Here is a 21,164-nt window from a genome sequence, read left to right on the forward strand (position 1 = left end):
CGGAGGGCGTTGCGGGCCGGACGGGCCCGGAGCCACCGCCGGGGCGAGGACGGGCAAAGAGTGTCCAACCACGCCCCGGCGGCGTTTCCCATGGCATACGATCCTGCCCCTCCACCCAGAACGGGAGCCGACTGTGACCCGTATCGCGGTACCCGGCCCAGCAGGTGCGGAGCCGGGCGGGGCCCGATTACGCAGACGAGAACCGGTACCCCCCGCGGCCAGCGACGCCTGCCGCTACCTCTGCGCCGGAGTACACGCCGACGACCGCTTCCGCTCCGCCGTCATCGACGAACTCTCCGTCCACGAGGAGCGGTTCACCGCCCCCTCCTTCGGTATCGACGCGGCCCGCATCCTGGCCCATGCCACCTACGCCCGCCGCCGCGAACTGGGCTGGGCCCTCGCCGTCCTGGCGGTCTGGGTCCTCGCCGTCCCCCTGGCCGGCGGCTACTTCGTCGTCCTCCTCTGCCCCGGGATCGTCCTCGCACTGCTCGCCTGGGCCGATTCCGCGATCGCCAAGTCCTCCGCGCTCGCCCGGGGCGCCGTGGCCCTGGTCCGCTGGTCGGCCCGGCTGCTGCTGGCCTACGTCCTGGCGCTGCTCCTCTGGGACGGCATCGCCGACCAACTGGACGACGGCAGCTACCGGAGCGGCTTCGGCATCCCGACCGCCCTCTCCCTCCCGTACCTCGTCTTCGACGAGCGGCCCCGCAGCTACGGGCTGCTGGCGGTCTTCTTCTACGCCCTGCTGGTGTTCCTCGTCGGGCTGCGCCACGGCCAGTCCGCCCAGGTGCTGACCGGACCGCTGTCGGCCACCGGATTCCGCGATCAGGAAGCCGACCCCGCGGAGCGCTCCGCCCCGCCCCACACCCGGCGGCGGATGGCGGAGATCCGCCACGAACAGCACGCGAAACTCGTCATGTACCACTCCGACAACCCGTTCCGGGGCGCGGGGCGGGCGTTCCAGCCGTGGACCCTCTCCGTGGAGCTGCGGCCCCGGAAGGACACCACCCCGGAGGCGCTGGACAACCGGACCGTACTGGACCGGGTCCGCCCGCTCGTCGACGCGCTCACCGTCCCCTCGCCGCACGATTCGCCCCGGGCCGCCGACGCGGTCCGCGACCGGCTGCGGGAACTCCGCACCGACGAGGTCGTCTTCCTCCCGGCCGACGGAATCGACAGCAGGGAAGCCGCACCCTACGATCCGGCCGAGGCCGAGGATCACCACCTGGCGGCCGTCGAGGAGGGCGGCGAGGCCCGCCGGCACTTCCTGCGGATCCGGGTCGGCGGCTGGTACGAGGACGTCGTCGTCACCGTCTTCGTCCGGGTGCACACCCAGGGCGGCATGCTGGTCCTGGAGGTCGCCCCGCACGTACTGATGCCGGTACGGAACACCTTCCGCGAAGCGGAACGCGAGGCCCACCGGTATCTCGCGGGCGGCACCCTCGGCCGGGTCGCCTGGGCGGTCGCCCATACGCCCGCCGGTCTGACCTCGTCCGTGCGGACGGTCTACCGCGCGGCGCTCGCCGCCTGGGAGCGGAGCACCGGCGGCCACCGCTGGGCCCTCCCCGAGGGTCCGGCGGTGGCCGTGCGGGAACTGGGCGCCCAGGGCGTCGGCTCGCTGTTCCAGCAGATGGACGTATTGCGCTATCTGCAGAGCATCCAGGACCGGATCAGCGAGGGAGTCAAGGACGCACTGCGGGACGCGGGCTGGCAGACCGACGAGTTCGAACAGAAGATCGTCCACGTCAACGGCGGCGTGTACATCGAGTCGGCGCACAACAGCGCCTTCGGCTTCGGAGAGCAGAGCACGGCACACGTCGGCAACGTCGGCAACGTCAATGACGCGAGTGGCTTCGGCAAGGGGGAACGGCATGGCCGCAAGGCGAACGACTGACGGCGGCGGGGACACGGAGCCCACCGGCACCCCGGGCCCTTCGGTCCATATCGGTACGGTGTCCCACAGCGCCATGACCTTCGGCGCCGGCAGCACGGCGTCGACCGTCAACCACACCGCCGGTGCGGTGGTCGACGACCCGGTGCAGCGCGAACTGCTGGCGGCGGTCCGGGCGCTCCGCGCCGATCTGGAACGGCTCGTCGCCACGGCGGGCACCGAAATCCTGGACGCCGAACTCGTCGCCGCCGAGGACGAGATCACCGCATCGGGCGCGGCGGGACCGGCCCGGCTGGAACGGCTCCGAGGCGCGCTGACCACCGCGGGCGAATGGGTCGGGGTCCTGGGCTCCGGAGTCGCCGTGGCGGAGCTGGTCACGGCCCTCACCGGAGGCTGAGATGTCCGGTGGGACGTACTGGAACCCGGAGACACAGCGCTGGGAGGAGAGCGAACCGCCGCCGTACGGGCCGCCGCCACCGTACGAGCCTCCTCCGTACGGCCCTTCGGAGGCCCCCGGCGACGGCCCGCCCGTACCGCCGCCCCCGCCGCCGTCCTTCCCGCCTGCCGTACCGGGCCCCGGGCCGGACCCCGAACCGGAGTTCAGGATCGGGGGTACGACCGGACGGCCCTTCGGCGGCGCGGACGGAGCCGTGGGCACGAAGGACACGGGTGCGGTACGGCGGCGCCCGCCGGCCGTGGTCGTCGTCGCGGCCGCGCTGGCCGCCCTGGCCGTCGCCTCGGTGCTCTGGTTCACGGCGGGCCCCGGCGCGGACGACGACGCCAAAACGCCCGCCGCCGAACCCTCGACGTCCGAGACATCCGGTTCCTCCTCCGCTCCCTCGGCGTCCGCCGACCCCTCTCCGAGCGGTTCGGCGGCGGTCCCCGACGGCTACGAGGTGCTGACCGACCCCGTCGGCTTCACCCTCGCCGTACCGGAGGACTGGTCGCGCACCACCCGGGGCAGCAGCGTCTTCTACCTCTCCCCGGACGGGCGCAGCCTGGTGCAGGTCTTCGAGATCACCGAACCGGGCTACACGCCCGTCGAGGCGGTCGAGAAGGCCGACGAAGGGCTCGCCGCCCAGGCCACGGACTATCTGAAGCACGGTCTCGGACCGGTCGCCGGCGGCCCCGAGAATCCGTCCGGGGACGCCGCCGAACTCCTCTACGCGTACAGCAGCACCGATGCGGGCGGAGCGCGGCAGTGCATCGAACGGGTCTTCACCGCAACCGACTACACCCTCTACGCCGTACTGACCTGTGCGCCCGCCGAGGAGAACCCGGACCGGCGCACCCTGCTGGACAATGCGCTGGCCCATTTCGCCCCCTGACCGCGTCCCGGGATCCGGGTCCGGTGCCGGGATGTCGGACCGTTCTCGTATGCTCCCGGCCATGAGCGGCGGAAACGGCATCGACAGCGGCGCCGACAACGGCATAGGGACCGGTACGGGCAGCGGTACCGGGCCCGGCGGGGCCGGTGAGGCGACCCGGCCGGCCCCGGCGGGGCACGAGCGCGTCGTCGACGGGCGGTTCGTCCTGGAGGCGCGTCTCGGCGGCGGCGGGATGGGCACGGTCTGGCGCGCCCGCGATCTGGTGCTGGACCGGGCGGTGGCGCTGAAGGAAGTGCGCCCGCCGGACCCGGGGCTCGCCGAGTACGACCCGGAGGCGGCCCGGCTGCTGCGGGCCCGGGTCCTGCGGGAGGCCCGGGCCCTGGCCCGGGTCGACCACCCCAATGTGGTCACCATCCACCATGTGGTGGACGGCGGCGGCGACACCTACCCCTGGCTGGTGATGGAGCTGGTCACCGGCGGCTCGCTGGCCGATCTGCTGGCCCGCGGGCCGATGGACCCCGCGGCGGCCGCCCGCCTCGGCCGCGAGGTCCTCGCCGCACTCGGCGCCGCCCATGCGGCGGGCATCCAGCACCGGGACGTGAAACCCGCCAATGTGCTGCTGCGGCCGGACGGACGGCCCGTGCTCACGGACTTCGGCATCGCCGCGATCCGCGAGTCGACGGTGCTCACGGCGACCGGCTCCATCATCGGCACCCCCGACTACATGGCCCCCGAGCGGATCACCGGCGAGTCCGGCGGCCCCGCCTCCGATCTCTGGTCGCTGGCGATGATGCTGTACGTCGCCGTCGAGGGCCGCCATCCGCTGCGCCGGGCCACCACGCTCGCGACGCTCGCCGCCGTACTCAACGAACCGGTGCCGCCGCCGCTCCGGGCCGGTCCGCTCACCGCCGTACTGAACGCGGTCCTCGTCAAGGACCCGGCCGCCCGGCCCGCATTCGGTGCGCTGGAACGGATGCTCGCGGGAGTCGCGGAGGGCGCCGGGGACGCGGGGGCCGCGAGGGGCACCGCCACGGTCCCGGCGGGCCCGAACCGTGGCGCGGTGGCTCCTGCCGTGGACGGCGCGCCGGGAGCCGTACCGCCCGCGGGGACGGGGGAGTCCGGTGCGCGGACCGCTGCCACCTCGTATCCGCTGGCACCGCCCACCCCGGCTCCCGCACCGGTCCCCGCGACCGGCCCGGGATCCGAGCCCGTGACGGTGCTCGGCGCCGGCGCCCCGGTGCCGCCGCGGTCCGCGCTGAGGATCCGGCTGGCGGTCGGTGCCGTGCTTCTTTCCGCGGCGGTGACGGCGGCCGTGGTGACGGACGCCCTGCCCGACTGGAAGAGCCTGGAGAGGAAGGTCACCGGGGCGGCCCCGGATGCCTCCGGTACGCCGGGCTCCGCGTCCCGCGGTACGGCGACGGGCGGTACGGGGACGGGCGGTACGGGCACCGGGCCCGGCGCGGGCAAGAGCACGAAGAGCGGGAACGTCCTCACCCCCGAAGGCATCCGGAAGGCCGTCGCGGCGCTGACCGCGAAGACCGGTTCCAACCGGGTGTTCGGCGCCACCGTCTATCCCGAGTACGCGCACTTCCGGGTCGCGGTCAAGGGCAGCGACACCCGCTACGAGTCCTACAGCTACTACCCGGACCGCGGTCTGGAGACCGGCATCATCCGCGGGAGCATCATCGGCGGGGACCGCCCCGTCGAACTGAGCCGCTACGACTGGGACGTCGTACCGGCACTGCTGAGGACGGCCGAGAAGGATCTGAAGGTCAAGAACCCGACCACCCGCTATCTGATCGTCAGACCGCCGAACACGACCTTCGACACCCCGGCCGGATTCAGCGTCTATCTGACCAACGAGTACTCCGAGACGGGCTATCTGTTCGCGGACGCCAAGGGCAAGGTGGTCTCCAAGCACCCGCCGTTCCGCTGATCCGTACCGGTGTCCCCGACCCGGTGTCCCCGACCGGTTTCCGGCCAGCGGCCGTCGGTACCGGCGCCGGTGCCCCCGTGGCGGCCGGTGCCCGAGCGACGGTTGGGGCGAGCGGCCCGCTGCCGGTCCGCCGGGTCGGGACACCCCGAATCCCTTGCGTCGCATTTATAGGATTGTCATGGTCCGCAGATTCGATTCACCGGGAAATTCCTCGAACGTCTGCTCCTGAATTCCCGGATTCTCGAAAAGGGGAATGGCTGGCCGACTTCTCCCTTCAATGCGGTGCCGCTCTCCGGTCAGCATGGAGACGTCCGGTTGCGGTGGAAACGCCACCGGTCGGACGGGGGATATCATGAAAATCCGAACCATGCTGGGAGCTGCGGTTCTGACGCTGGGTACGATCCTGGCCGCGATCCCGGCCGCGGGGGCCACGGACACCGTCCCCCGGGACGGCCGGCCGGTGGTCGAGAACCGGGGCGAGTTCACGGTGGAGCGCTCGTTCACGACCTGGGCGACGAATGTGAACGTCCGCCACAACAACGCCGACTACGCCCGCTGCAACAACTCGCCGTCGGTCGCCAACTGTCCGAACGTCCGGGGCAAGGTCAACCCCGGGCAGTCGTTCGAGGCCTGGTGCCAGAAGCGGGGCAGTCAGACGGTCGGCGGCAACCCGTACTGGGTGTACATCATCCGGCCCGACTTCAGCGGCTGGATGGCCAGCTACTACGTCGACTACCCGGACCATGTGCTCCCGGACACGCCGTTCTGCTGACCTCCGCAGCGCCGTAACGGCCGCAGGCCCTCTCGGATTTCGCCCCGAGGGGGCCTTTCCGTTTCTCCCGCCCATCAGTCCGCGGCGGAAAGGGGCATGCCCATTCTTTGCCCGTTCTTCTGTATTCCGGCGGCCATTCATTCCGGGGGCCGGGCAGTGCCGCCGTGTCCTTGCCGGGGCGCGGCCGGGTATCCGGACCCTGGCCGCCGCCGTGTCGGAACGGCCGCCGGTGCCGGGCCTGAGATGCTGCGGCCCATGCGGCTGACCGACTTCCTCTCCGTCGCGGGTGTGCTGCTGTGGGCCGGGTACGAGCTGCTGCTGCGCAGCCGCGCCGACGCGGATTCGGCCTCCTGGCGCGGAGGCGCCGCCGATCGCGGTACCACCCGGCTGCTCCTGGCCGCCTATGCGGCCGCCGTCCTCGTCAACGCGGTGCTCGGCGCCGTCGGCGTCGGCGAACTGCCCCCGTGGCCGCGCTGGGCGGGGATCGCGATGATCGCCGCGGGCCTGGCGCTGCGGGCCTGGGGCATGCACACCCTCGGCGTCCACTACACCCGCACCCTGCGCACCACCGGCGGTCAGCGGCTGGTCACGGACGGGCCCTACCGGCTCGTCCGGCACCCGGGCTACTGCGGCAGCCTGCTGGTCTGGAGCGGCTACAGTCTCGGCCTCGGGAACGCGATCGCCTGGGGCGTGGTGACCGTCGGCCTCCTGTTCGTCTACGGCCGCCGGATCGCCGCCGAGGAGGAGATGCTGGTGGCGGCGTTCGGCACCGAGTACGAGGAGTACCGGAGCCGCACGCGCAGACTGGTGCCGTTCCTGTACTGAATCCGCCGGGCGTCCGCGGCACAGCCGGGCGTTCCGGCCTTTACCTCCCGCCACGGGACGGGAGGGGCAGGCCGGAACGCGGCTGTGCCGCACCCCGGGCGGGGTGTGCCGGTGACGGGCCGTCGCTCCCGTCAGTAGTCGGTGCCGACGCTCCAGACGGTCGCGGCGCCGGTGGTGGAGCAGGTGGCCACCGACCAGCCGGCGACCCTCCAGACCCCGTAGATCGTGAACAGGGTGCCGTTGGTCCGTCTACAGGTCACCCGGACGCGGTACGACGAGACGGTGCCCAGATTGGTGCAGGCGGTCCGGCCCGTATAGCCGTCGACGTTCTCCGGGGTGCAGGAGATGAGCGGGCGTACGGTCGTCGGAGCGGGGGCCGCCGCAGCGGCCGGGGCACCCAGGGCGGTCAGCCCGCCGAGGGCGAGGGCGGCGGCGCCGAGCGCGGAGACGGACTTGCGTAAGGGCATGACTCTCCTTCAGTTGGCGAATGCCGTACTGGTACGGAGGCCGGGCCGGTCGCACGCGCCGCGCACCCGCCGTGGGATGGAACGGCGGGTACCGGTGTGCTGAAACGTTTCTTCCGTTTCGGTGTCGGAAACGGACTGCCGGTCTCTCACCGGCGCGCGAACGCGCGGAGGGTAGGGCGGTGGCCGTCCCCCGAGCGGCCCTGAACCACGGGATGCAGCAAGTGTGGCCAGGCGCGTCGGCGCTGTCTCCCCAAGCGCAGGCAATGGTTCACCCCAGTGACGCCCCGCGGTCCATCCGCCCCTTCCCCGCCATCGACCCCACCCTTCCCCGCGGCCCCGGCCCCGCGGGCCGCCGAGTAGGGTACGCCGGGCCCGCCGCGGGCCGGACCGGTGCCCCGGCCCATGACCGGTGCGGTCGGCCGGGCTGGTGAACAATGTCCGGTCTGAAGGTGCCCGGTGGTGCCGGGTGCCGGGAAGGAGGAGGGCCGTCATGTGGTCCTGGGTGTCCCATGACACCGTCGCAACGGCGGACAAGGCCGAGTGGTTCAACGACATGATCAGCCGTACGGTCGCCCCGCACCGGATGGCACTGCTGGATCCGGCGACCTTCCACGCCCGGACCGGGGTGCTGGAACTGGGCCGGGTCTCCGTCGCGTACCACGATTTCGGGGCCCAGGAGTCCTGGCGGACAGCGCAGCACATCCGGCGCAGCGACCCCGGGCACTACTTCCTCGGTCTGGTCACCGGCGGGGGGATGCGCGTCCAGCAGGGCCGCAATCACGCCGGGCTGGGACCGGGCGACGGAGTCCTCTTCGACACCTCCCACCCCTACAGTGCCGGAACCACCTCCCCGGAAGGGAGCCGGGTGCTGCTGATGAGCATTCCGCGGACGGCGGTGAGTCTGCCCGCGGGCCGTCTGGACGCACTGCTCGCCGGTGGTTTCCCCGCCCGGTACGGCATCGGCGCCATTCTGGGGAACTTCCTCGGCTCCCTGCGGCACCACGCGGCCGACTGCTCCCCGCGGGAGGTGGAGGCGCTGGAGCGCAGCGCGGTGGTCCTCGCCTCGGCGCTGCTGGCGCAGCAACTCGACATCGGGGACGCGCTTCCCGTGGAGACCAAGGAGGAGGTGGCGCTCCGGCAGATCCACGCGTTCATCGAGAACCATCTCGACGATCCCGACCTCACTCCGCAGACCATCGCGGCCCGGCACCATATGTCCCTCAGCGGTCTCTACGGTCTCTTCCGCACCCAGGAGGAGGGGGTGGCCGCCCGGATCCGGCGGCGTCGCCTGGAACGCTGCCGCGCCGAACTCGTCTCCGCCCGCGGGCCCCGGCCGATCCACGCCATCGCCGCGCGCTGGGGCTTCACCAGCAACACGGCCTTCAGCCGGACCTTCAAGGCCGCCTACGGCATGAGTCCCCGTGCCTACCGTCAGCAGGCCCGGCAGACGGCGGCGCCGCACGGCGGGCAGCCGGGCCCCGGAGCGACTTGCCCGTATGGCCAGGGCTTGAGAGAGATTCCCCCGGACACGCCGCATTGATGGTAATCAGGGGGTAAAAGGGCAGGTCCCCTGGGGTGTGGCCACGGTGATAGCATGCCCGAATCCGCGATCATGAATCTCACAACTCGGGCCGAATGCTGCGTAGTTGACGCGGACGCCAGGCGGCCGGGTTGCGGACCCTCATAGAGGTGCTTCCGTCAATGTGTTCAGGTCATGCGTCGGGAAAGGTTTGTCGTGAATCAAGACGCACTTACGTGGTGCCTGGTCGCCGTGGCGGCGATAGCCATCGCCGCGGTCGTGCTGCTCATCGGCCGCAACAGAGCCCTGGGAGTGAGAAAACGTGAGTCCGAGGCCGCCCTGGGGCAGCAGATACGGACGGCCGAGAGCCAACTGGCGGTAGCGCAGGCCGAGCTGCGACGGCTCCATGACGAGCACGACACCACGGTCCGGGAAGCCGAGGAGTCTTCCGAGGACAGTACCAAAGCGGTGCTGAAGGGCGCGGCCCGCTTTCTCCAGTCCCTGGCGGCGGAGCAGATGGCACTGCTTGAGGAGGTTCAGCGGAAGTACGGTGGCCATTCCGTACTCGGCGATCTCCTCGAAGTGAACCACGCCAATGCCCAGATGGCCCGCAAGGCACAGGGCATCGCCGTGATGTGCGGTGCGCCGATCGGCCGCCGCAGCCGCCCCGCCAGCGTTTACGACGTGGTGCGCAGCGCGCAGGGGCAGATCCGCAACTTCCGGCGCGTCGAGATCATGCAGCAGACCGGATTCGCGCTGAAGGCCTCGGCGGTATCGCCCGTCGCCCTCGCCGTCGCCGAACTCCTCGACAACGCGGCGAGCTTCTCGCAGAGCGACGCTCCCATTGAAGTGACGTTCCAGCACATCCAGAGCAACCTCTGCATCGTCATCGACGACGCGGGCGTCAGCATGAACGACGAGGAACGGCAGAAGGCGACCTCGCTGCTGTCCGGCGACATCCGCCCGCGCCTGTCGCACCTGGGCAACCAGCCCAAGTTCGGTTTCCCCGTGATCGGCCTGCTGGCCCGTCAGTACGGGTTCAAGGTCGACGTCACCGGAATCTCCCGCTACGGCGGCGTCCGCGCCGTCGTCCTGCTCCCGGAGGAGCTCTGGACGATGGAGGAGACGCCTCCGGTGACCGAGGCCCCCGTGATGGACATCCGGCAGGCCGAGGGCCGGACCCAGAACGGCGGCCGCACCGTGCACGGGCTGCCCAAGCGCGGCGCCCGCAAGAAGCCGCTTGGGGACGCCGGGTCGCGCGACGCCGTCCGGCCCGCGCCCCGCAGCTCCGACGAGGCCGCCCGCGCCACCGGCCGCAGCCTGGGCGCCTTCCAGCGCGGCACCATATCCGGCCGCAACCTCGACACCCCGGCGTTCGAAGGGGCGGAAGACACATGACCTCTGATCTGTCGTGGATGCTGGAGGACATCGTTCGTAACGTGCCCAAGGCGCGGCACGCCGTCCTGCTGTCGGCCGACGGTCTGCCCCGAGGGGCCACCGAGGGGCTGCCGGCGAAGGACGTACGCACCATCTCCGCGGCCATGGCGGGGATGCAGTCGCTCAGCCGGGCCATCGCCCATTTCGCGGGCGATGCCGACGACCGGCGGTGGAGCCAGACGATCATCGAGTTCTCCCACGGGTGGATCTTCCTGATCGGTGCGGGCCAGGGGGCCTATCTGGCCGCCGCCGCGGCGCCCGAGGTCGATATGCAGCAGATCTCCTTCCGGATGCACCGGCTCGTCGCCCGGCTCGGCGACAACCTCACCTCGCCGCCCCGGGTCGAAGCCGGCCGCGCGGGCGCCGGTGGCCCGGTCCGCGACCGGCAGACGGACGCCTTCCCCGGCGGATTCACGCTGACCGCCCTCGACGAGGCCGTCGCCGATGTGCACGGCGCCCGGCACGCCGTCCTGCTCGGCGCCGACGGACTGCCCCGCGGAGCGACCTCCGGTCTCGGCCGGGATCTGGCGGACACCATCTCCGCCGCGATGACCGGCATCAACGCCTACAGCCGGGTCACGGCCCCCTTCGCCGGGGATCTGCCGGATGCCGAATGGCGGCAGACCGTCATCGAGTTCGAACACGGGTGGATCTTCCTGATCGCCGCCGGGAACGGCACCTTCCTCGCCGCGGCGGCCGACCGGGACGCCGATATCGAGGAGTTCAGCACCCGGCTGCACGCCGTGGCGCCACGGCTGAACGCCGAGCCGGTACGGGCGGGGGGCGCCGATGCATGACGATCCGGAACACGAGCTGGAACTGACGTCCTCACTGGTCCCCCTCTTCGTCATCACCAACGGCTGGAACCTGCCGCCGGACCACGAGTACGAACGCACCACCCTGATCTGCGCCCAGCCCGGCGCCGCGACCGCGGTACGGACCCTGTCCCCGGAAGCGCGCATCGTGATGGACCTGGTCGCCGAGGGCTTCCTGTCCGTCGCCGAGGTGGCGGGCCATACCCATCTGCCGCTCGGCATCGTGCGCATCCTGCTGGCGCAGCTGGAGGACGACGGTCTCATCCTGGTGAGGCAGCCGGTCCCGAGCGCCGAACGTGTCGACAGAGAACTGCTCAGCGCCGTGCTCGATGGCCTGAAATCCCGATTCGGAGCGTGATACGTGTACCTGGATCCAGGCGTCTCCACCGCGGTGAAGATCCTTGTGGTGGGACACTTCGGGGTCGGCAAGACCACCTGCATCGGCAGCATCTCCGAAATCGAGCCCCTCCAGACCGAGGAAGAGATCACCGAGGCCAGCGAGGGCTTCGACGATCTGTCGAGCACCCCCGACAAGACGACCACCACCGTCGCCATGGACTTCGGCCGGCTCACCCTCAGCGACCAGGTGGTGCTCTACCTCTTCGGGACCCCCGGACAGGAGCGCTTCAAGGAGATGTGGGAGGAGCTGTCCCGGGGAGCCCTGGGCGCGCTCGTCCTCGTCGACCCCGAACGGCTCTCCGAGTCCTTCCCGGTCCTGGACCTCGTGGAGAGTTTCGGACTGACGTACGCGATCGGCGTCAACCACTTCCAGACCCACCCGGCCTATCCGATGGAAGAGGTGCGCGAGGCCCTGAACCTCAGCGCGGACACCCCCGTCGTCGCCTGCGACGTCCGGGACCAGCGCTCGTCCGCCCAGGCCCTCATCACCCTCGTGAACCACCTACTCTCACTTCTCGACTAGGAGACTCGGCATGCAGCAGCACCCCGAATCCGGGATACCCGCCGGCTGCCCCGCGCACGGCAACGTCCCGCTCTACGGGCCCGCCTTCGGCTCCGACCCCGAGGGCCACTACGCCTCCCTGCGCGCCTTCGGGCCCAGTGCCCCCGTCGACATCGCCCCGGACGTCCAGGTCGAGCTGGTCACGAGCTACGACGCCGCCCTGTACATCCTCCAGAACCCGGCCACCTTCGTCCGGGACTCCCGCCGCTGGAACGCCGTCCACGAAGGGCGGCTGCCCGAGGACAGCCCCGCGGTGCCGATGATGGCGTACCGCCCCAACACGCTGTTCACCGACGGAGCGGCCCACGCCCGGCTGCGCCAGGCCGTGACGGACAGTCTGGCCACGGTCAACGAGCTCCAGCTCGTCCGCCAGACCCAGCAGTCCGCCGCCTATCTGATCGGGCAGTTCGGCTCCGCGCCCGAGGGCCAGGCCGAGCTGATGGCCGACTACGCACAGCCGCTGCCCCTGCTGGTCTTCAGCGACCTGTTCGGCTGCCCGCCCGAGATCGGCGACCGGGTCATCTCCGGGGTCACCGGAATCTTCAGCGGCACCCCGAACGCCGACCACATCCTCGGCGGCGCGATCACCGAGCTGATCGACCTCAAGCGGCGCCACCCCGGTGAGGACCTCACCACCCGGCTGATGAACCACCCCGCCCGGCTGACCGACGAGGAAGTGCTGCACCAGCTGGTGGTGCTGCTGTCCGGCGGTACGGCTCCGCTGGCCGCCGCCATCGGCACCAGCACCGCGCTCTATCTGGGCGAGTCCTGGCAGGCCGGCCTGCCGGTCGAGGACGCGGTCTCCCACACCCTGTGGAACTACGCCCCGATCGCCAACTACGCGACGCACTTCCCGGTCCACGACGTCGAAATCGGCAACCGGACCATCCGGGCCAACGACCCGATCACGATCTCCTTCGCGGCGGCCAACACCGATCCGCGGCTGACCGTGCACCGGGAGCAGCTCAGCGCGAAGGCCCATCTGGCCTTCGGCGCGGGCCCGCACACGTGCCCCGCGAAGGACCCGGCGTTCATGATCACGGTCGCCGCGGTCGAGTCGCTGCTGAACGGGCTGCCCGATGTCGAGATGCGCGTTCCGTTCAAGGATCTGAACTGGGCGTCGTCGCCCTGGACCCGTACCCTGCTGGGACTTCCGATCCGCTTCACCCCGCGGGCCGCCGTTCCGCCGCGGACCGAGCCCGCGCACGCCGTGCCCCGTCCGCACGCGGCCCCGCACCGGTCCGGAACCGCACAGGGGACGGCCCGTCAGCAGCAGCCAAAGGCGGGCCTTTTCAGCCGTTTCTTGGCGTGGACGAGGGGCGAGTGACGTAAGTAACGTTTTGTAGTCCCTTGCTGACGGATGGAATTTGGACGGCATGGGTACTTATGGCGGCTGACCCTGCAGAAAGGATCCGTCACCGTGAAGGCCTGCCCTCCTTCTCCGGTCAGCCGCCGTACCGCCGTCACACTTTTCTCCCGACTACGGACCGCGAAGGGGCAGAGCAACCCATATCCGATCTACACGGATCTCGGTTCGCTGGGGCCCGTTTTCCCAGCTCCGTGGGGTGGTCACATGATCACCGGGTTCGATCTCTGCGACGAAGTGCTACGCGACCGCGCATGGCTGGAACCCGACCGTCGCTGGCGTCGCCGCCAAGGCGGTGGAACCCGCTGGGACACGCCCTCGTCCACCGAGATGGGCTACACCCTGCTGGTGCTCAACCCACCGGACCACACGCGGATGCGCCGCGTCTTCGGTTCCTTCGACCGCACCACAATCGGCCGGATCGGCGAGACGGTCGAGACTGTGACCGGCGGACTGCTCGACTCCGTCGCCGACCGGGTGTACGGCGGCGGTGAGGCCGATCTGGTCGACCTGGTCTGCGAGGAGTTGCCGGTCCGCACCATCGGTGCGTGGCTCGGTCTGCCCACCGCCGATCTGGCGCGGCTGCGCGAGCTCACCCACGACCAGGTCTTCACCCAGGAACTGCTGCCGTCCGCACGCCAGCTGGCGCTGTCCGACGCGGCGACTCCCGAGCTGCGGTCCTACTTCCGGAATCTGGTCCGGGAGCGGCGGGCCCGCCCCGGGGACGACCCCGTCTCCCGGTGGATTGCCGCCTGGGACGAAACGGAGCCCGACCCCGACCGCTCCGACGAAGCGGTCTACTACCTGACGCTGTCCGTCTTCCTCGCCGCCCTGGAGACCACCTCCTCCCTGCTGTCCACCACGGTCCGGCTGCTGCTCGAACACCCCGAGTGGTGGGAGCGAATAGCGGCCGAGCCCGACTTGGCGCCCGGCTTCGTCGAGGAGACCCTCCGCTACGACCCGCCGACCCCGGTGGTCACCCGGGTCGCCCGTGACGACATGTCCCTCGGGGGCGTCGAGATGCGCCGGGACGAGGTGGTCCATCTGATGCTCGCGACGGCCAACCGCGACGCCGCGAAGCACGGGGACCCGCACCGGTTCGACCCGCTGCGCAAGCCGGGCGGCCATCTCGCCTTCGGGGGCGGCATCCACTACTGCCTGGGAGCACCGCTGGCCCGTCTCGAAGCCCAGACCGTACTCCGCCAACTCACCCAGCGCCTGCCCCGTCTCGCCCTCGCCCGCCGCCCGACCTGGGCGCCGAGGGTGGCGTTCCGGCGCCTGCTGAATCTGGATGTCGCCCTCGTATGACGACCATCAGCCGTACGCCCCACCCGATGGCGGACCCGGTATCCGGCCCGCCGCCCGAACCGGTATCCGGCCCGGTGCCCCAACCGCCGGGTGATCCGGCGCCCCTCCCCCTGCCGGCCGTTTCGGAGGACGGACCGGTGCTCCGCGTGGACCTCAACCCCGGGGGCGGCGAGAGCATCCTCGGAGTGGCCGCGCTCGACCGTCTCGTCACCCTCTTCGACACCCTCCACGAGCGGCCAGCTGTCCGCGCCGTCGTCCTGTCGTCGTCGGGTGACGACTTCAGCCTCGGCGGGGACCGCCGGGAGTACCAGGACGCCCTGGACACGGATCCCACCGGAACGTCCCTGCGCCGCATCCTGGACCGCGGACACCGGCTCTGCCAGGCGCTGGAGAACAGCCATGCCGTGACGATCGCGCGTCTGCACGGCAGGGTCGTCGGCCAGGGGCTCGCCCTCGCCTCGTTCTGCGATCTGCGCGTGGCTGCGGACACCACCCGGTTCCGGCTGCCCGAACTCGGGCTGGGCATGCCACCGGCCTGGGGCGGCGTCCTGGGCCGGCTGATCTCGGAGGCGGGCGCGGCCCGGATCCGTGAACTCATGCTCACCAGCGAGGCCTTCGACGCCGGGACCGCGCGGGAGCTCGGTCTGCTGCACAAGGTCGCCCCGTACGACGGACTGGACGCCGCCGTCGCCGCCTGGACCCGCCCCATCTCCCGCCGCTCCGCGGAGGCCCTCACGCTGACCAAGCGGATGTTCGCCGGGTACGCGAGGGCGGACCGGACGGCCGATATCGGACTGCTGGACGCCCATCTCATGGCCGCTCAGCTGCGGCAGTAGCACGGGTACGCCGGGTGGTGGGGGCATCCCGCTCCCGCCGCCCGGCGCCCACCCGAGCCTCAGACCAGCAGACGCAGCTTCAGCCCGGCGAGGCCCAGCCGGACCGTCTGGCCCCAGGTCAGTTCCAGGGCGTCGCTCTCGACACCGTCCCCGAACGCGACCAGACGGTCCGACTCCACCGTGAGCCGGAGCCGTTCGCCGTGGGCCAGGGCGCCCTCGATCAGGGAGGTGCCGGTGGCGGGCGACGGCCACGCCTCCCGGACGTACCAGATCAGCCGGGGGTCCGTCGGGGCCGGGAGGGCCGTCCCCCCGCCGCGCTCCCGCCACAGCGAACGCAGCCAGCCGGTCGCCCCCGTCCCCGTACCGACGAGCACACCGGAGGACGCCTGGACCTCCTCGGGGCCGGGCTCCCGCCCCCGTTCCGGGGTGCCCAGACGGTAGCGGGCCGTCTGATGGCCCGGTGCGCCGAGGTAGATCTCGTTGAGCGCGCAGAGCCGCTGGCCGTCGTCGGTGACCGCCTCCACCATGCTCAGCTCCTCGCACACCGCCCGGCCGGAGACCGCCGACGCCAGCAGTGCCGCCGTGTCCCCGGAGCCGTGGCGCACCAGCACTCCGAGGCCCCGGCCCGGTTCGGGGTCGACGCCGACCACGGGCTGACCGGTCAGATACTTCGCGGTGTTGGCCACCAGACCGTCCGCGCCGACCACCACGACCACGTCCTCGGGGCCGAAGAGGAAACGGTCGAGCTGCCCCCGCTCCACCCGCGCCCGGCGCCAGTTCAGCGGAATCCCCGCGGCCGTCCGGGCCAGCGCCCGCCGGGCCGTCTCGTGCCGTTCGGCGACCTCGGCGAGGCTCCGGCCCCGGGAGGAGAGGAAGAAGCCCGCCTGCCCCGCCGTGCCGTGCCGGGCCAGCAACTCCTCGTACTCCGTGGTCCGGTGGACCAGGACCGCCCGCGGGGCCAGGCTCACGCCCCGGCCTCCCGCCCGTCGCCGCCGTCCCGGCCCAGCCTCGCCAGCAGACCCGTCAGCACATCCGGCGCGACGGTCAGACTGTCGATCCGCGGCAGGTTCTCCGCCAGCCGGGCGGCGGTCAGCGCCCGCAGCGCCGCCGGGTCGGCCCCGCCGTGCGCCCGCAGCCGGGCCGCCTCGGCCGCCGCCCGGGCCTCGCCGACCTCCCGCAGGGCCGCCGCCTCCGCCCCGGCGAGCCGTACCGTGCGCGCCGCCTCGGCCTCCGCCCGTACCGCATCGGCGGCCGCCTGCTCCTCGGCCTCCCGGCGGGCGTTGGCGCCCCGCTGCTCCACCAGACGCTCTTCCTGGCGGGCCAGTTCGATCCGGCTCGCCAGTTCGTTCTCGGCGATGGTGCGCTCCCGCTCGACGGCCACGGCCCGGCGTTCGTACGTGGCCCGGTCGGCCTCCTGCTGGATGCGTTCGCGGGCCGGGGTGCGCAGCGCGCGCTCGACCTCCGGCTCCGGGCGGATCGCGATCACCCGCACCCCCACCACCGTCAGCCCGGTCTCCGCCAGCCGGGATTCGGCGGCGAGCCCGGCCGCCATCCGCTCCCGTACCGCGGACACCCCGTCGACCAGGGCGGCGGCGAGCGGGGTACGGGAGAGCACGTCGAGAGCGTGCTGCTGGGCGGTCTCGGAGAGCAGGGTGGAGAGCTGCTCCAGCGGGGCGCCGCGCCAGACGCCCGTGTCCGGGTCGACGGAGAAGTCCAGCCGCTCGGCCGCGACGGCCGGATCACCGATCCGGTAGACGACGGTGGCCTGGACGGTCACGTCCTGGAAGTCGGCGGTCCTGGCGTGGAACGCCATGGACTCCTCGCGGTCTCCGACCGGGATCTCTTCGAGCGCGGCGGACAGGGCCCGGTACCAGAAGCCGAGACCCGGGCCGTCGTGGACGAGCCTGCCGCCGCGGTGGTGCCGGATGTGCGAGGTGGGCGCGGAGCGCAGATGGCGCCAGCCGAGTCGCCGGGTGATGTCGGCCATACGGGAACCCCCTTTTCGTCCTCTTGACATTAAGCTCCCCTTCGGTATTCGTCAAGGTGACGAGATGGGGGCGTGGCTGCGGACTCGCGGGCCGAGTCCACCGGACCCGCCGCGCGAACGCGGGCACCGGGGCCCGGGATCCCGTACCCGAGCGGTATCGCGCAGGTCGGAGCCCCGTAGAGTGCCTCCCCGATGCCCGTACGGACTCCGAGGTGCCGCGCAGTGACCCCCGCCCCACCCCCATCGACCGCCGCCGCCACGGTCGCGACCGCGGCCGTGACCGTCGTCGGCATCGGCGCCGACGGCTGGGACGGCGTCCCCGGCGCCCACCGGGCGGAGCTGCTCGACGCGGAGGTCCTCATCGGCGGTCCGCGCCAGCTCGGACTGCTGCCGCCGGAGTGCGCGGGGGAGCGGATCCCCTGGCCGTCGCCGCTCCGGCCCGCCGTACCCCGGCTGCTCGCCGCCCACTCCGGCCGCCGGATCGCCGTACTGGCCAGCGGCGACCCCATGTTCTACGGCATCGGACGCGCCGTCACCGAAGTCCTCGGCGCCGGAGCCGCCCGGATCCTGCCGCACCCCTCCTCCGTCTCGTACGCCTGCGCCCGCCTCGGCTGGCCCGCCGAGGACATCGAGGTCGTCACGGTCGTGGGCCGTCCCACGGCCCGGATCGCGGCCGCCCTGCACCACGGCCGCCGGCTGCTGGTGCTGAGCGCGGGCGCCGCCACCCCCGGAGAGGTCGCCGCCCTGCTGCGGGACCGCGGTTTCGGGCCGAGCCCGATGCGGGTCCTGGAACGCCTCGGCGGCCCCGGGGAGCGGACGACCGATGCGGTGACCGCCGACGACTGGCCGGCCGAGGCCCCGCCGGGCGACCCGCTGAACATCGTCGCCGTCGCATGCCGCCGCGCCCCGGACGCCCTGCGCCTCGGCGCGGTACCCGGCCTGCCGGACGAGGCGTACGAACACGACGGCCAGCTCACCAAGCGGCACATCCGGGCCGTCACCCTCGGCGTGCTGGCCCCGGCCCCCGGCGAACTGCTGTGGGACGTCGGCGGCGGCTCCGGCTCCATCGCCGTGGAGTGGCTGCGGACCCATCCGTCCTGCCGGGCCGTCACCGTCGAACGCGATCCGGTGCGCGCCGAGCGCATCGTCCGCAACGCCGAACGGCTGGGCGTCCCCGGGCTGCGGGTGGTGACCGGCACGGCGCCCGGTGCCCTCGCCGGACTGCCCCGGCCGGACGCGGTGTTCATCGGCGGCGGACTCACCGCCCCCGGACTGCTGGAGGCCTGCTGGGAGGCGCTGCCGCCCGGCGGACGGCTGGTGGCCAACACGGTGACCCTGGAGTCCGAGGCACTGCTGGCCGCCGCCCACCGCCGCCACGGCGGCGAGCTGGTGCGGCTGGCGACGGCGCGCGCGGTGCCGGTCGGCGGTTTCACCGGCTGGCGGCAGGCGATGCCGGTGACCCAGTGGGCGGTGGAGAAGACCTCCCGTCCCGCCGACAAGACCGGGGCCGGGGCCGCGGCCCCGGGTGGCTCAGGGGCCTCCGACGAGCCCGGATCCTCGGCCGGAACAGGCAGTACGGCAGCAGCGCCGGAGACGGCAGTCACCGCGGGAGCGGCAGGAACGGCAGGAGCAGAGATATGACCGTGTACTTCATCGGCGCCGGGCCCGGCGCCGCCGATCTGATCACGGTGCGCGGTGCCCGGACGCTCGCCGCCTGCCAGGTCTGTCTGTACGCCGGGAGCCTGGTGCCCCGCGAACTGCTGGCCGAATGCCCGCCGGACGCCAGGCTGGTCGACACCGCGCAGCTCGACCTGGACGCGATCACCGCCGAGTTCGTCCGCGCCCACGAGGCGGGGCACGACGTGGCCCGGCTGCACTCCGGCGACCCGTCCGTGTTCAGCGCGGTAGCCGAGCAGATGCGGCGGCTCGACGCGGCGGGCATTCCGTACGAAGTCGTGCCCGGCGTTCCGGCCTTCGCCGCCGCCGCCGCGGCGCTGAAGCGGGAGCTGACCGTCCCGACGGTCGGCCAGACCGTCGTCCTCACCCGTATCTCCCAGCAGGCCACGCCCATGCCGGAGGGCGAGGACCTCGCCACCCTCGGCCGCAGCGGCGCCCTGATCGTGCTGCATCTGGCCGCACGGTACGCGGACCGGGTGGTGGCGGAGCTGCTGCCGCACTACGGTGCCGACTGCCCGGCCGCCGTGGTCGCCTACGCCTCCCGGCCGGACGAGCTGATCATCCGCGGCACGCTCGACGAGATCGCCGGGAAGGTGAAGGAGGCGGGGGTGCTGCGGACGGCCGTGATCATGGTGGGCCGGACGCTGGGCGCGGAGCAGTTCCGCGACAGCCACCTCTACTCGCCGGAGCGGGAACGGCACAGCTGCTGAACCCCCGCGGTCCCGCTGTTCACACCTCGCCCCGGGAAGGAAACCTGAATGTCGGGAACGGGTCTGTCGTGCACGTGCTGATCCTGGGCGGCACCACCGAGGCCCGCAGGCTGGCCGAACTGCTGGCGGAGACCCGCGGGATGCCCGGGCTGCGCGTGACGAACTCGCTGGCCGGGCGGGTGGCCGCGCCCCGGCTGCCGCCCGGTGCGGTGCGGATCGGTGGTTTCGGCGGGGCCGACGGGCTCGCCGACTGGCTCCGTACCCACGCGGTCGACGCCCTCGTCGACGCCACGCACCCGTTCGCCGGGACGATCAGCTTCAACGCGGCCCGCGCCGCCGCCGGTGCCCGGGTGCCGCTGCTCGCCCTGCGCCGCCCCGGCTGGGAAGCGGGCGACGGCGACGACTGGCACGAGGCGGGGTCCCTGGAGGAGGCCGCGGCGCTGCTGCCGGGACTCGGCCGCCGTATCTTCCTGACCACCGGCCGGACCGGCCTCGCGGCCTTCACCGGACCGCACGTCCCGGACGACCTGTGGTTTCTCGTCCGCTCGGTCGACCCGCCCGAGGGGCCGCGGCCTTCGCACTCGGCCGTACTGCTCGACCGGGGCCCGTTCACCCTCGACGGGGAGCGGGACGTGCTGCGCCGCCACCGGATCGACGTGGTGGTCACCAAGGACAGCGGGGGAGCGGCGACCGCGCCCAAGCTGACGGCCGCACGGGAGGCCGGGCTGCCGGTCGTGGTGGTCCGCAGACCCCCGGTGCCCGGAGCGGTGCCCGTGGTGGCCGGTCCCGAGGAGGCGGCCCGGTGGGTCGGGGAGGAGTACGGGCGCCGACCGCGCCCCGGCGGGCCGGGGCGCTGAGCGTCCGGGGCGCGGGCCCCACCGCGGGGCCGTTGCCCGCACCGACTGCCGCGCCGCGCGCCGCAATTCTCCCCTCCGGGGGTCCGCCCGGCACGGCCGCAGGGCCACGCGGGCACGGCCCGTACGGCCCGGGCCCGGCGCGAACCACGCACCGGGCCCGGGACCGCCGCCCGGGTCTCCGCGACCGGCTCGGAAGCGCGGGACTCCGGGACCCGCGCGGAAGCCCGCGACAGGCCCGCGGACTCGCGCGGAAGCCTGCGACGGCTCCGGAACCGGCCCGGAAGCGCGGGAGCCCGGGACCTGCGCGGAAGCCCGCGACAGGCTCGGGATTTGCGCGGAAGCCCGCGACGGTTCCGGGATCGGCTCGGAAGCGCGGGACTCCGGGACCCGCGCGGAAGCCCGCGACAGGCCCGCGGACTCGCGCGGAAGCCTGCGACGGCTCCGGAACCGGCCCGGAAGCGCGGGACTCCGGGAC

General features: G+C 72.7%; 20 protein-coding genes. 17 read left to right on the forward strand and 3 right to left on the reverse strand.

What is annotated here, in order from left to right; translation table 11 throughout:
- Positions 1 to 133 precede the first annotated feature (133 nt).
- From B7R87_RS27710 to B7R87_RS27735, 6 genes are all read left to right on the forward strand, one after another.
- Positions 134 to 1,891, forward strand: a complete 1,758-nt coding sequence (locus B7R87_RS27710; RefSeq protein WP_006345716.1) for a hypothetical protein — start codon at positions 134 to 136, stop codon at positions 1,889 to 1,891.
- The gene (locus B7R87_RS27715) at positions 1,869 to 2,285 is read left to right on the forward strand and encodes a hypothetical protein (protein ID WP_040913593.1); all 417 of its coding nucleotides are present in this window, start codon (positions 1,869 to 1,871) and stop codon (positions 2,283 to 2,285) included. Before B7R87_RS27710 ends, B7R87_RS27715 begins: the two co-directional genes overlap by 23 nt.
- A gap of 1 nt (position 2,286) precedes the next feature.
- Positions 2,287 to 3,216, forward strand: a complete 930-nt coding sequence (locus B7R87_RS27720) for a hypothetical protein (protein ID WP_006345714.1) — start codon at positions 2,287 to 2,289, stop codon at positions 3,214 to 3,216.
- A 61-nt stretch (positions 3,217 to 3,277) separates the two neighbouring features.
- The gene (locus tag B7R87_RS27725) at positions 3,278 to 5,152 is read left to right on the forward strand and encodes a serine/threonine-protein kinase (protein ID WP_269847467.1); all 1,875 of its coding nucleotides are present in this window, start codon (positions 3,278 to 3,280) and stop codon (positions 5,150 to 5,152) included.
- 367 nt (positions 5,153 to 5,519) lie between these two features.
- On the forward strand, positions 5,520 to 5,924 hold the full coding sequence (locus tag B7R87_RS27730; RefSeq protein WP_006345711.1) for a hypothetical protein: 405 nt from the start codon (positions 5,520 to 5,522) through the stop codon (positions 5,922 to 5,924).
- Between the two features lie 255 nt (positions 5,925 to 6,179).
- Positions 6,180 to 6,749 (forward strand): methyltransferase family protein, encoded by a 570-nt coding sequence (locus B7R87_RS27735; protein ID WP_040913584.1) that lies wholly within the window; start codon positions 6,180 to 6,182, stop codon positions 6,747 to 6,749.
- A gap of 131 nt (positions 6,750 to 6,880) precedes the next feature.
- On the opposite strand, the gene B7R87_RS27740 is transcribed toward B7R87_RS27735, so the two are convergent.
- Positions 6,881 to 7,216: a hypothetical protein gene (locus tag B7R87_RS27740; protein ID WP_006345709.1), complete on the reverse strand. Its 336-nt coding sequence runs from the start codon at positions 7,214 to 7,216 to the stop codon at positions 6,881 to 6,883.
- Positions 7,217 to 7,706: 490 nt separating this feature from the next.
- Here B7R87_RS27740 and B7R87_RS27745 point away from each other — a divergent pair, with 490 nt between their 5' ends.
- The 8 genes from B7R87_RS27745 (at position 7,707) to B7R87_RS27780 (ending at position 15,458) form a co-directional block, all read left to right on the forward strand.
- A complete protein-coding gene (locus B7R87_RS27745; protein ID WP_006345708.1) occupies positions 7,707 to 8,756 on the forward strand; it encodes an AraC-like ligand-binding domain-containing protein in 1,050 nt (349 codons plus the stop codon).
- A gap of 195 nt (positions 8,757 to 8,951) precedes the next feature.
- Entirely contained in the window at positions 8,952 to 10,133 is a 1,182-nt protein-coding gene (locus B7R87_RS27750; RefSeq protein ID WP_233168947.1) for an ATP-binding protein, read from the forward strand.
- Positions 10,130 to 10,969, forward strand: a complete 840-nt coding sequence (locus tag B7R87_RS27755) for a roadblock/LC7 domain-containing protein (RefSeq protein WP_006345706.1) — start codon at positions 10,130 to 10,132, stop codon at positions 10,967 to 10,969. Before B7R87_RS27750 ends, B7R87_RS27755 begins: the two co-directional genes overlap by 4 nt.
- Positions 10,962 to 11,345: a DUF742 domain-containing protein gene (locus B7R87_RS27760; RefSeq protein ID WP_006345705.1), complete on the forward strand. Its 384-nt coding sequence runs from the start codon at positions 10,962 to 10,964 to the stop codon at positions 11,343 to 11,345. Before B7R87_RS27755 ends, B7R87_RS27760 begins: the two co-directional genes overlap by 8 nt.
- A 3-nt stretch (positions 11,346 to 11,348) precedes the next feature.
- Positions 11,349 to 11,909, forward strand: a complete 561-nt coding sequence (locus B7R87_RS27765) for a GTP-binding protein (RefSeq protein WP_006345704.1) — start codon at positions 11,349 to 11,351, stop codon at positions 11,907 to 11,909.
- A 10-nt stretch (positions 11,910 to 11,919) separates the two neighbouring features.
- A complete protein-coding gene (locus tag B7R87_RS27770) occupies positions 11,920 to 13,275 on the forward strand; it encodes a cytochrome P450 family protein (protein WP_006345703.1) in 1,356 nt (451 codons plus the stop codon).
- A 246-nt stretch (positions 13,276 to 13,521) separates the two neighbouring features.
- Positions 13,522 to 14,622, forward strand: coding sequence for a cytochrome P450 (locus B7R87_RS27775; protein WP_006345702.1), 1,101 nt, complete (start codon positions 13,522 to 13,524; stop codon positions 14,620 to 14,622).
- Positions 14,619 to 15,458, forward strand: coding sequence for an enoyl-CoA hydratase/isomerase family protein (locus B7R87_RS27780; protein ID WP_006345701.1), 840 nt, complete (start codon positions 14,619 to 14,621; stop codon positions 15,456 to 15,458). Before B7R87_RS27775 ends, B7R87_RS27780 begins: the two co-directional genes overlap by 4 nt.
- A gap of 59 nt (positions 15,459 to 15,517) precedes the next feature.
- Here the strand turns inward: B7R87_RS27780 and B7R87_RS27785 are convergent, their stop codons facing one another.
- A complete protein-coding gene (locus B7R87_RS27785) occupies positions 15,518 to 16,426 on the reverse strand; it encodes a hypothetical protein (RefSeq protein ID WP_006345700.1) in 909 nt (302 codons plus the stop codon).
- On the reverse strand, positions 16,423 to 17,445 hold the full coding sequence (locus B7R87_RS27790) for an SPFH domain-containing protein (protein ID WP_130584704.1): 1,023 nt from the start codon (positions 17,443 to 17,445) through the stop codon (positions 16,423 to 16,425). Before B7R87_RS27790 ends, B7R87_RS27785 begins: the two co-directional genes overlap by 4 nt.
- A gap of 222 nt (positions 17,446 to 17,667) precedes the next feature.
- Here B7R87_RS27790 and B7R87_RS27795 point away from each other — a divergent pair, with 222 nt between their 5' ends.
- The 3 genes from B7R87_RS27795 (at position 17,668) to B7R87_RS27805 (ending at position 20,689) form a co-directional block, all read left to right on the forward strand.
- Positions 17,668 to 19,086 (forward strand): bifunctional cobalt-precorrin-7 (C(5))-methyltransferase/cobalt-precorrin-6B (C(15))-methyltransferase, encoded by a 1,419-nt coding sequence (locus B7R87_RS27795; protein WP_006345698.1) that lies wholly within the window; start codon positions 17,668 to 17,670, stop codon positions 19,084 to 19,086.
- A complete protein-coding gene (gene cobM / locus B7R87_RS27800) occupies positions 19,083 to 19,832 on the forward strand; it encodes a precorrin-4 C(11)-methyltransferase (RefSeq protein ID WP_006345697.1) in 750 nt (249 codons plus the stop codon). Before B7R87_RS27795 ends, cobM begins: the two co-directional genes overlap by 4 nt.
- A gap of 68 nt (positions 19,833 to 19,900) precedes the next feature.
- The gene (locus B7R87_RS27805) at positions 19,901 to 20,689 is read left to right on the forward strand and encodes a cobalt-precorrin-6A reductase (RefSeq protein WP_130584705.1); all 789 of its coding nucleotides are present in this window, start codon (positions 19,901 to 19,903) and stop codon (positions 20,687 to 20,689) included.
- Positions 20,690 to 21,164: the final 475 nt, after the last annotated feature.

The sequence above is a fragment of the Streptomyces tsukubensis genome (assembly GCF_003932715.1).
Classification (GTDB): Bacteria; Actinomycetota; Actinomycetes; order Streptomycetales; family Streptomycetaceae; genus Streptomyces; species Streptomyces tsukubensis.

Coding starts and splice junctions, on each gene's coding strand:
- B7R87_RS27740 (WP_006345709.1), bottom strand. CDS start 7,216: ATGCCCTTACGCAAGTCCGTCTCCGCGCTCGGCGCCGCCGCCCTCGCC.
- B7R87_RS27775 (WP_006345702.1), top strand. CDS start 13,522: ATGATCACCGGGTTCGATCTCTGCGACGAAGTGCTACGCGACCGCGCA.
- B7R87_RS27725 (WP_269847467.1), top strand. CDS start 3,278: ATGAGCGGCGGAAACGGCATCGACAGCGGCGCCGACAACGGCATAGGG.
- cobM (WP_006345697.1), top strand. CDS start 19,083: ATGACCGTGTACTTCATCGGCGCCGGGCCCGGCGCCGCCGATCTGATC.
- B7R87_RS27770 (WP_006345703.1), top strand. CDS start 11,920: ATGCAGCAGCACCCCGAATCCGGGATACCCGCCGGCTGCCCCGCGCAC.
- B7R87_RS27780 (WP_006345701.1), top strand. CDS start 14,619: ATGACGACCATCAGCCGTACGCCCCACCCGATGGCGGACCCGGTATCC.
- B7R87_RS27755 (WP_006345706.1), top strand. CDS start 10,130: ATGACCTCTGATCTGTCGTGGATGCTGGAGGACATCGTTCGTAACGTG.
- B7R87_RS27745 (WP_006345708.1), top strand. CDS start 7,707: ATGTGGTCCTGGGTGTCCCATGACACCGTCGCAACGGCGGACAAGGCC.
- B7R87_RS27730 (WP_006345711.1), top strand. CDS start 5,520: ATGCTGGGAGCTGCGGTTCTGACGCTGGGTACGATCCTGGCCGCGATC.
- B7R87_RS27735 (WP_040913584.1), top strand. CDS start 6,180: ATGCGGCTGACCGACTTCCTCTCCGTCGCGGGTGTGCTGCTGTGGGCC.
- B7R87_RS27760 (WP_006345705.1), top strand. CDS start 10,962: ATGCATGACGATCCGGAACACGAGCTGGAACTGACGTCCTCACTGGTC.
- B7R87_RS27720 (WP_006345714.1), top strand. CDS start 2,287: ATGTCCGGTGGGACGTACTGGAACCCGGAGACACAGCGCTGGGAGGAG.
- B7R87_RS27790 (WP_130584704.1), bottom strand. CDS start 17,445: ATGGCCGACATCACCCGGCGACTCGGCTGGCGCCATCTGCGCTCCGCG.
- B7R87_RS27715 (WP_040913593.1), top strand. CDS start 1,869: ATGGCCGCAAGGCGAACGACTGACGGCGGCGGGGACACGGAGCCCACC.